Origin of the sequence: Photorhabdus kleinii (assembly GCF_025384885.1) — a bacterium.
GTDB classification, from domain to species: domain Bacteria; phylum Pseudomonadota; class Gammaproteobacteria; order Enterobacterales; family Enterobacteriaceae; genus Photorhabdus; species Photorhabdus kayaii.
Window position 1 is genome coordinate 73,007 of the sequence record NZ_JAJAFY010000022.1, and the last position, 6,654, is coordinate 79,660.

At 39.3% G+C, this 6,654-nt stretch carries 5 protein-coding genes; 3 read left to right on the forward strand and 2 right to left on the reverse strand.

The annotated features are described in order from the left end of the window. Positions 1 to 89 precede the first annotated feature (89 nt). Positions 90 to 515, reverse strand: a complete 426-nt coding sequence (locus LG003_RS12195) for a VOC family protein (protein ID WP_262980832.1) — start codon at positions 513 to 515, stop codon at positions 90 to 92. Continuing rightward, positions 512 to 1,762: a hypothetical protein gene (locus tag LG003_RS12200; RefSeq protein ID WP_262980833.1), complete on the reverse strand. Its 1,251-nt coding sequence runs from the start codon at positions 1,760 to 1,762 to the stop codon at positions 512 to 514. Before LG003_RS12200 ends, LG003_RS12195 begins: the two co-directional genes overlap by 4 nt. A gap of 1,250 nt (positions 1,763 to 3,012) precedes the next feature. Between LG003_RS12200 and arsH the strand changes: the two genes are divergently transcribed. The 3 genes from arsH (at position 3,013) to LG003_RS12215 (ending at position 6,480) form a co-directional block, all read left to right on the forward strand. Next, a complete protein-coding gene (gene arsH, locus LG003_RS12205) occupies positions 3,013 to 3,681 on the forward strand; it encodes an arsenical resistance protein ArsH (protein WP_262980834.1) in 669 nt (222 codons plus the stop codon). A gap of 178 nt (positions 3,682 to 3,859) precedes the next feature. Next, positions 3,860 to 5,023 carry a PQQ-binding-like beta-propeller repeat protein gene (locus tag LG003_RS12210; protein WP_262980835.1) on the forward strand — a complete coding sequence of 388 codons (1,164 nt, stop codon included), beginning with the start codon at positions 3,860 to 3,862 and terminating at the stop codon, positions 5,021 to 5,023. Continuing rightward, a complete protein-coding gene (locus LG003_RS12215) occupies positions 5,020 to 6,480 on the forward strand; it encodes a carboxypeptidase (protein WP_262980836.1) in 1,461 nt (486 codons plus the stop codon). The genes LG003_RS12210 and LG003_RS12215 overlap by 4 nt, the downstream gene beginning before the upstream one ends. The last annotated feature ends 174 nt before the right edge of the window (positions 6,481 to 6,654 follow it).

Sequence of the window (6,654 nt, forward strand, 5' to 3'; positions counted from 1 at the left end):
TCGAACTTGATGGCACACTTTCACGCAACGGAACCATTCTTCGTTGTCGTCCATATTCTCCGGCTATCTATCTAGCAGTTGCCCCACAGTTAGCTATCAATACCGCCTCCATCGAATTCAGAGATTTCTATCTTGTAACCATTGGGGTCGAGAAAATAGACAGATCGAGAAGAATGGTATTGAATCATCTCCCCATCAGGTAGCATTACACCATGCTCTTTCAATTTCTGCACAACTGAAGAGAAATCTTCTACGATAAATCCCACATGAGTAATCTCCAGCCCCGTATTTTCGATACCTGCTCGACCTGCATATTCATGCATACACAAATACAATTTGCTTTCGTTACCCATTATTACCCAACGAACCATCCTCCTCAGGCCAGCTTCCTTCTTCTGGAACCCAAACACATCCTCATAGAAGCGAATACTTTCTTCAAGATTAGATACCTCCATTTGTATATGGTCGAATCGTGTCACCTTGATAAGGTTGATATGTTGTGCTACGGAATTCATGCCATCATCTCCTTATGCTCTTTGGTAAGAAGACCTTGCGCATCCCAACGCTCAAGAAAATCACGAAAATATTCTTTAGACGAGAGATCATTCTTAGAAGCGACCTTGTAGCCAGACAAACCAGCTGATATGTTTGTCACATCAGCTTGTAAAACTCTCTTAAAAGCATCGACTGCTGCAACCGAATCGCCAAGATAGGCATGACATACACCAATCATGTACTCAGTTAAGGTAGCTCTAGGTAACCCAACGTGTTTGGCATTCTTATACTGTTTAAGAGCCTTTTCATATTCACTTTTTTTGATGTAGACTTCGGCAAGTTCTTGATAATTGATCGACCAATGTGGGTCCAACGATATGAGTTCTAAGCCATATTGTTCAGCTGCATCGAAATCCTGATTAACGTAGAGCATTTCCTTAATAGAAGATTCTAGAACAGTCTTTTTCGCAGTAGCAGCCAACGCTTCCTCTAGATCATTCTGGGGCTCAAGACTTTCAGCAAAGTGCTGTGCCTTCAACATAAGTGCACAAGTTGCAGATGAATCACCAGTGGCTGCTGGAACCATAGCATAAGCACGATAAAAAGATGAAAGCGCTAGCTTTGCTTTAAATGTTTCACGCTTAATTATGCGCTCAACAACACATTTTCCGCATGCTTCAAACCATTCATAGGTAACAGGATCTATCGCTTTGGTCTTCAAATACCAGACAATTGCCAACGAGGCTACTTCAAGTATGTTTTCTTCGGAAATTTTTTCAGTTTCAATAATAGTCCTTATATTTTCGAATAAATAGGTATGATTAGCATGTATTCCCAATCGATTGTCTGCAATGAATCGCGTTATCAGATAAGTCATTTGTTGTTCAGGGTGAAATTTTTGACTATTAATCTCAGCCAATATCTCTTGGGCCAGGCGATATCGTGCAGTGGTAATCAACGCTCTAGCCAAGTTAAGTTTTTGTATATCTGGCAAGTAAGGTTTCATAGAAAGTAACCACTGTAAGGCATCACCAGGACTTTTACATGGGTATGTGAAATTTTCGACCATCATATAGGGAATATTAACCGTATCAGAAACCTCCTTGAGAAATGAAGGCTCTAAGGCTTGAGTGATGACATATCCATTCATATCAAAATTATGATAAGTCAGTGCTAGGCAGGTCGCCTTAGACCAGATACTTTCCATTACACCTGTTCTATTATAATACAGCGTTGCCTCGATTAAAGACTGAGATTCTGCACTCATATTTTTCTCCGAACACTTCGCTATTTGATAGTTTCGTAAAAGGTAGGCGAACGTTTTAAACGTTCGCCCATTATGACCCTCTGCTACAATATTCTAAACAACTTAGAAACAGAACATTGCTGGTTCGATACGCAATTCAACACTCGTAAAATTAATCATATTAATATCCTCCATTAAATTAGCATGTTGTTTCTAGCATACTATTCCGATAACGAACAGAATAGTCAGAAACAGAACATTGTCTGATTTATTCTAAACATCACATCTTACTTATAATTTCATGACTCTTGGGAAAAGAGTAAAATAAAATATAGTCATTCAGTTATTTTTATGTCAAGTCGATTAATTCACATAATGATTTTATTTTTAAATAAAAATAAATATTAAAAATAAAACACATTAATTTATTTTTCATAACCATCTGTTTATAAATAAATTTATCTTGAAAAGATCAATCCACAACCCAAAAAGTACATTTATAGAACACCTTACATCGTACTTATCTTTTTACCTCTGTCTAGTTATTTGTTTATCTAGCTGATTGTATTTCCTTAAAATATATCACCCCCGATAATTTATCAAAACCCAATCATATATTCAATACAGTTAATTATAAATATCCAAGTTAAAAAACACCAAAATAATATTATCTTATATTTTCCTGATTCTGAATAACCAACAGCATTACAATTCAATCTCGTAATTTACTTCCATCATGTATTAACCTCAATAGACACATACTGAGAGCATTGCAATTACTGCCAATCAGCATATTTTTTTGAATCTTGGAAAACTGACTCTCCCTGAAAAAAGCTTTTAAGGTCCAAATCCAAATTGGTGATATAGTGATAAATATGAGACAAATATCATCGACATTATAGAAGAGTTCTATTAACTTACTCATATTTGCTCTTCTTAGGTCCGTGATTTTTTAGTGACAAACCCGGAGCACAGAATAAGCATTTAATTTCTTATCCAAGATCCAAGTTAGTTAGCCATCCTTCATTATGTTATCGGCAACTTAGCCTTGGTAGCTGTATTTTTTTATGAAAAAGGAGCTTTACCTATGTCTAACTTGAAGGTAGTTAAATATCAATTTCCTCAACGCTTAGTAGGAATTTATAACTGAACCCGCCAAGCACAACAACATTAGCGGACTCAACTTAGAGGCTTTTGAACAACTCTCATTATGAACACGAGAGATACCAAAAATTTCAGGATATTCTACTGTTTGATCTTTGGAGAGCTATATGATCGATACTTTACCAAATGTTATTCACAAATTTTTAGATATTCCTTCTATAGAGAAGTTGGAAGTACAGAATTTTTCTTCACATAAGCCACGGATCCTGCTTCTGTACGGCTCGAATCGCAAGCTTTCTTTTAGCCGATTGCTGGTTCAAGAATCTGCTCTTCTACTTGAACAAATCGGTGCTGAAATTAAGATCTTTGATCCATCCAATTTACCCTTACCGGATACAACTTCTGATACCCACGAAAAAGTAGCAGAACTTTATGAACTGATGCAATGGTCGGAAGGGCAGGTGTGGTGTTCTCCAGAATACCACGGCTCGATAAGTGCAGTATTCAAGTCTCAACTTGACTGGGTTCCCCTAGAGATAGGAGAACGATGCCCTACGCAAGGTAAGACATTAGCCTTACTTCAGGTGAATGGAGGCTCTCAATCATTCAACGTAGTGAACCAGCTACGAACTGTAGGGAGATGTATGCGTATGTTCATAATACCCAATCAGTTATCGGTGCCTGAAGCCTTTTTGGAGTTTGACGATATTGGCCGCATGAAGCCCTCCTCTTACTACAACCGGCTTGTGGATATCATGGAAGAACTCATCAAATTCACACTCCTGCTACGTGACCGGCAGAATTACCTTTTGAATCGGTATTCGGAGCGTAATTGATCTATAGAGCGAATTAAAAGCCATGTTGCACTCAGTTCCCTCAACTATTCGTCAACGTGATCGACCTGAGATAATGGCCAGACACTTATACATCAATTATTTTTAATATTTATTCACCAAAGTCGGAATCCCTGTGAACTATTACATCCCGAGTTGTATTCACAATCGAGGAAGAACAATGACACTAAAAACAAAGCACTCACTTGCCACGTTCAACTCACATTTAAACACCACTTGGTATAAAAACAAACAATCTCTCAGAAGCTTCAAAAAAAAATGGACATCTATGCGGCAGGATTACACTAAACCCCCAGTACTTTATGGAGAACTGGAATTCAACGAACGAATCTGGAGCATTCCTGCTAATATTGGCAACAACCGTGTAGTTATCAGTTGCTACAACGGATATATATATTGCTACGATACCAAAACGCTAAAGCAAAATTGGCGGCTACAAACAACAGGGCCGATCTATAGTTCTCCTGCCGTAACAATTAACGGTGACCTTATAATTGGTGGGGAAGACGCAATGCTTAGAATGGTTTCTTCAAATGGGCGCTGCCTGTGGCAATTTAAGGCTAATGATGCATTCCATTCCACTCCAACATTGGATGAAAAAAATGGACTAGTTTACGCTGGCAGCTACGATCACAGTATGTATGCATTGAATATAAACAGTGGAAAACTCGTCTGGAAGCGCACGTTTGAAGAAGATGTAATAGACGATATATATAGTTCCCCCGCCCTTACAGCCGAAGGCAACATTATCTTTGGAACAAACAAAACATTGGTTTGTATAGATAAGGCTGGAAATACAATATGGAAAATTGAAAATGAAGGGCGTTTTGAAGGCAGCGCAGCGCTAGATTATGGTATTGAAACAGGTATTATAGGGACTGAAGAAAACGGTCAAGTAGTTATTTTCAACTCAAGAACAGGAACCATACGTGCTATCCATGAAACCGGTGGCTTTGTAGTATCATGCCCATCGATTGGGTATGATCATATCGCAACTATAGGAAGTGATGATCGCTATATTTATGGGATAAATTTACAGAGTGCTGATGTCATATGGAAATCCAAAGTAGGAACACGCTTTGTATATACTCCCTTTTCTACGTTACCTAATGGTGATCCCATATTTGTCGGTACCACCGATAACCCCGCACATATCGATGAAGCCATACATTGCTATGATCATCAAAGTGGAAATTTCCGCTGGCAAATCACTGCCCCCACAGGTACACATTCAGCGCCTCTTGTTACAGAGCAAGGGGAACTTATTGTAGGATCCCACTGGAACAGAGTCTATTTCTACCAATGGCCTGAGGTATACGAATGAACCTTTATCAGCAACTAACAGACTTAATGGCTAAATGGACCTCACTGTATGGTGCCTATGCAATTTTAAATTGGGACAAAGCGACAATGATGCCAAGAGGCAGCCATTCACTGAGGGCTGAACAACTGTCAGTACTCAGTACTATACAACATGAAATAATCGCAAGCCAGGAAGTGGCAGAACTTCTGGACCGCATTGACAGCACTATTTTAAATGATTGGCAAAAAGCTAATATCAGAGAAATCCATCGCTTGCATGTCATAGCTACCGCAACCGCCCCGGAACTAACAGGTAAGCTCACCCGAGCAACAGTAAAATGCGAAGAAACATGGCATGCTCAGGCCAACGAAATAAATCAACAGTCTCTTGAGCGAAATTTTAAGGAACTACTAGAACTGACACGGGAAATGGCCTTTTCCCTTGGAGAAAAACTCGGGATCAGCCCGTATGATGCCTTATTGGAACAGCATCAACCAGGTCTGAGAACTGAATCGGTCGAGGCTGTTTTCAGTAAAATAGAACCATTCACCTTCAGCTTAGCCACCACCGCTAAAGGCTCTCCAAGACAGCAAAACATGTGGCCAAGAGTAAATAAAAGCCAGCAAAAAAAATTTGCCAAGGCTTTGATGGAAAACATGGAGTTTGATTTTAGCACTGGAAGATTAGATGAGAGCCGACATCCCTTCACTGGCGGCGTAACAGGAGACATAAGGGTTTGCAGCTATCTCAAACCAGAAGACATACTCTTGAGCATTTCAGCTCTCATGCATGAGACAGGGCATGCATCGTATGAAGCACGACTTCCAAAACAGCCCCCCGGGCAACCAGTCAGCGACTCTAGAGGAATGTGTATCCATGAAGGTCTGGCCCTACTATTCGAAAGACAAGTCGGCCATTCCACTCCCTATTTAGGATATTTAGCCAAACAATTGGAAAATAACTTCGGCCACGTCGATTATTTCAACAAAGAACGATTGTGTGAACACTTCAACACAATCCATACTGATGGTATCCGTGTCACAGCTGATGACTTCACCTACCCTGCACATATTCTTATACGCTATAAAATAGAAAAAGAATTGCTCTCCGGCGAACTCCCTGTAAAACAACTAAAAAGCAGATGGCAAGAATTATTCGAACAGTACCTTGGCATAAGCCCATTACCTCATGAAGGCCCTTGGCAAGATATCCACTGGGCCGTGGGTTATTTTGGGTATTTCCCATGCTATCTCATAGGCGCAATTATTTCAGCCCAACTATTCAACAAAGCACAGGAAAACCCTTTGATCGAAATAGAACTCTCTAGAGGAAAATTCAACAGCCTAATCCAGTGGTTAGATGAAAAAATCTATAAACAGGGTTGTTACTACGAGTTCAAGGAACTAATAATAGCCGCCAGTGGAATTGAGCTTAGTGCAAACGATTTCATCGAAAATTTAGAGAAGCGATTAAAATAACCAAATATACTTTAATAGAGTCGGGGCTAAACGCCCCGTGACAATTATAGTTGCAATAATTATGTATATTCTGAATGTTTATTAAATGCAATCAACAAAATAATATTTGACCTTCTCAACCAAGGTAAGATCGTGGATATTTTGTTAAAAAATTGGATTTGATCTCTGAGGATA